At 63.8% G+C, this 3692-nt stretch carries 3 protein-coding genes; all 3 read left to right on the top strand.

The features are described 5' to 3' along the window. Positions 1-564, top strand: a 564-nt coding sequence (locus EN984_RS26245) for a J domain-containing protein (protein WP_127384054.1), incomplete at its 5' end; no start/stop codon positions are given. A 123-nt stretch (positions 565-687) separates the two neighbouring features. Continuing rightward, complete coding sequence (gene cobS / locus EN984_RS26250) at positions 688-1674, top strand: cobaltochelatase subunit CobS (protein ID WP_013529367.1); 987 nt, start codon at positions 688-690, stop codon at positions 1672-1674. An 11-nt stretch (positions 1675-1685) separates the two neighbouring features. Beyond that, complete coding sequence (gene cobT / locus EN984_RS26255) at positions 1686-3587, top strand: cobaltochelatase subunit CobT (RefSeq protein WP_013529369.1); 1902 nt, start codon at positions 1686-1688, stop codon at positions 3585-3587. Positions 3588-3692: the final 105 nt, after the last annotated feature.

Below are 3692 nucleotides of genomic sequence, written 5' to 3' on the forward strand. Positions count from 1 at the left end.
GAGCTGAAGTCGCACTCGCCGATCTGCCAGTGGGACGGCTGCAAGGAAGCGGGCACCCATCGTGCGCCGGTCGGGCGCATGAAGGAAGGCGAGTATTTCCACTTCTGCTTTGATCATGTGCGCGAGTACAACAAGGGCTTCAACTACTTTTCCGGCGTGCCGGACACCGAGGTCGCGCGCTTCCAGAAGGAAGCCATGACCGGGCACCGGCCGACCTGGAAGATGGGCGCCAACGGGGCCTCGACGCGGTCGTCGCCCGATATGGCCCAGATGCGTTCCGGCCGCGCCGGCTACTATAACCGCATGCGCGACCCGTTCGACCTGTTCAAGGGACCGAAGGATCCGCGCGAGGCGCGCGAGCGCAAGGCCAAGCCGCTTGAGGCCAAGGCGCTGGAAACGCTTGGTCTTGATACAAAGGCGACTGGCAAGGAGATCAAGGCGCGCTATAAGGAACTGGTGAAACTGCACCATCCGGATGCGAATGGTGGCGACAGAGGTTCGGAAGACCGGTTCCGCGATGTGCTGCAGGCCTATCGCGTGCTCAAACAGGCGGGCCTGTGCTGAGCGGCCATACGGTTCGTGTCGTTTTCCAACTTTCATAAGGTTGGAAAAGGCTCTAAGACCGCCCCCGGACAAAATCGATTGCCGGCGAAATCAGACGTTTCGCCCGTGGAGACGTTGAGAGATATGAACAAGGTCGATCGTGACATCGCCAACCTGCCCGACACGACGGTGTCGGTGAAGGAGAAATTCGGCTTCGAGTCCAAGATGGTGGTGCCGGCCTATTCGGTGACATCGGAGCATGTGCCGGACATCGATCCGGACTATCTGTTCGACAAGAACACGACGATGGCGATCCTTGCGGGCTTTGCCTACAACCGCCGCGTCATGGTGTCGGGCTATCACGGCACCGGCAAGTCGACCCATATCGAACAGGTCGCCGCTCGCCTCAACTGGCCTTGCGTGCGCGTCAACCTCGACAGCCATGTCAGCCGTATCGATCTCGTCGGCAAGGACGCGATCGTCGTCAAGGACGGTTTGCAGATCACCGAATTCCGCGACGGCATCCTGCCCTGGGCCTACCAGCACAATGTCGCGCTGTGCTTCGACGAGTACGATGCCGGCCGTCCGGATGTGATGTTCGTCATCCAGCGCGTGCTGGAATCGTCGGGCCGGCTGACGCTGCTCGACCAGAGCCGGGTCATTCGCCCGCATCCGGCCTTCCGGCTGTTCTCGACCGCAAACACGGTCGGCCTTGGCGACACCACCGGCCTCTATCACGGCACCCAGCAGATCAACCAGGCGCAGATGGACCGCTGGTCGATCGTCACCACGCTGAACTATTTGCCGCACGACAACGAAGTCGCCATCGTGCTGGCCAAGGCCAAGCACTATCGCGACGGCAAGGGCAAGGACATCGTCAACAAGATGGTGCGCGTCGCCGACATGACGCGCTCGGCCTTCATCAACGGCGATCTGTCGACCGTGATGAGCCCGCGCACCGTGATCACCTGGGCCGAGAATGCCGAGATATTCGGCAATATCGGCATGGCGTTCCGGCTGACCTTCCTCAACAAGTGCGACGAACTGGAGCGCTCGGTGGTGGCCGAGTTCTATCAGCGCGCCTTCGGCGAGGATCTGCCCGAGAGCGCCGCCAACGTGGTGCTGGGCTAAGCAGGGTCTCGATGGCGGGTCCGGGCGACAACACGCGCAACAAGTCGAAGACGGGGTCTGAAGCCGATAGCTTCAAGCGTGCCGTTACCGTCTGCATGCGCGCCATTGCCGGCGACAAGGAACTGGAGGTCGGTTTCGCCAAGGACCGGCCGGCGCTCGCCGGCAGCCGCGCGCGCTTGCCGGAGCTGCCCAAGAAGGCATCGAAGACCGATATTGCGATCACCCGCGGCCTCGGCGATTCCATGGCGCTGAAGCGCGCCTGCCATGATGTGCGCATCCACACCAAGCTGGCGCCGGAAGGCAAGGCGGCCCGCGCCATCTATGACGCGGTCGAGCAGGCTCGCGTCGAGGCGATAGGCTCACGCGCCATGCAGGGCGTCGCCGACAATATCGGCTCGATGCTGGAGGACAAATACGCCAAGGCCAACCTCGTCGACATCAAGGACAAGGCCGACGCGCCGATCGAGGAAGCTCTTGCCCTGATGGTGCGCGAGAAGCTGACCGGCCGCCCGGTCCCGAAAAGCGGCGAGCGGCTGGTCGAACTTTGGCGCCCCTGGGTCGAGGAGAAGGCCAAGGCCGACCTCGACGGATTGTCGGCCAAGCTCGGCGACCAGCAGGCGTTCGCCCGGGTCGTGCGCGAGATGCTCGCCTCCATGGAGATGGCCGAGGAACTCGGCGACGACCAGGAGACGGAAGATTCCGAGGACAATGACGACAACCAGCCGCAAGGCGAGGAGCAGAGCGAGGAGGGTGGCGAAGAGGATTCCGGCTCCGAGCAGTCGCAGTCCGAGGATGCCGAAGCTTCCGCCGATGACGAACAGTCGGCCGAGACGGAAGCCTCCGACGCCACCGCCGACGATCTGTCCGACGATGACGACGCCGATGCCGAAACACCCGGCGAGGCGCGCCGCAACGACAATCCCTTCACCAATCTGCCGAAGGAGATCGACTACAAGGTCTTCACCACGGCTTTCGACGAGACGGTCGGCGCCGAGGAGCTGTGCGAAGAGGAAGAACTCGACCGGCTGCGCGCCTTCCTCGACAAGCAACTGGCCAATCTGTCCGGCGTCGTTGGGCGGCTGGCCAACCGGCTACAGCGCCGGCTGATGGCACAACAGAACCGCTCCTGGGATTTCGACCTGGAAGAAGGTTACCTCGACCCGGCAAGGCTGGTGCGGGTCGTCATTGACCCGATGCAGCCGCTGTCGTTCAAGCAGGAGCGCGACACCAAATTTCGCGACACGGTGGTGACGCTGGTGCTCGACAATTCCGGCTCGATGCGCGGCCGGCCGATCACGGTCGCCGCCACCTGCGCCGACATATTGGCGCGCACGCTGGAGCGTTGCGGTGTCTCGGTCGAGATCCTCGGCTTCACGACACGGGCGTGGAAGGGCGGGCAGGCGCGCGAGAAATGGCTGAAGGATGGCAAGCCGCCGAATCCTGGCCGGCTCAACGATCTGCGCCACATCATCTACAAGTCCGCCGACCATCCATGGCGGCGGGCACGGCGCAATCTCGGCCTGATGATGCGCGAAGGCCTGCTCAAGGAAAATATCGACGGCGAGGCGCTGCTGTGGGCGCACAACCGGCTGATCGCCCGGCCCGAGCAGCGCAAGATCCTGATGATGATCTCGGACGGCGCGCCGGTCGACGATTCGACGCTGTCGGTCAATCCGGGCAACTATCTCGAGCGCCATCTGCGCGCCGTCATCGAGCTGATCGAGACGCGTTCGCCGGTGGAACTGCTGGCCATCGGCATCGGCCACGACGTCACGCGCTACTACCGCCGCGCTGTCACCATCGTCGATGCCGAGGAACTGGCCGGCGCCATGACCGAGCAACTGGCTTCGCTGTTCGCCGAGGAAAGCGCGAAGGATACGCGACGCGGCGGTGGTATGCGGCGCGCCGGATGATTTCCAGGCGCGGCGGGTTTCGGCAGACGCTTTTCGCCGCCATCGCCCTGCTTTCCGGCGTGGCTTCGGCGGCAGCCGGTTCGGCTGACTCTGGTTCTGTCGAAC

The sequence above is a fragment of the Mesorhizobium sp. M7A.F.Ca.CA.004.12.1.1 genome, assembly GCF_003997835.1.
In the GTDB taxonomy this organism is placed as follows: domain Bacteria; phylum Pseudomonadota; class Alphaproteobacteria; order Rhizobiales; family Rhizobiaceae; genus Mesorhizobium.

Bases quoted from the DNA above. Each gene is read 5' to 3' on its own strand.
- cobS (WP_013529367.1), top strand. From the start codon at position 688: ATGAACAAGGTCGATCGTGACATCGCCAACCTGCCCGACACGACGGTG.
- cobT (WP_013529369.1), top strand. From the start codon at position 1,686: ATGGCGGGTCCGGGCGACAACACGCGCAACAAGTCGAAGACGGGGTCT.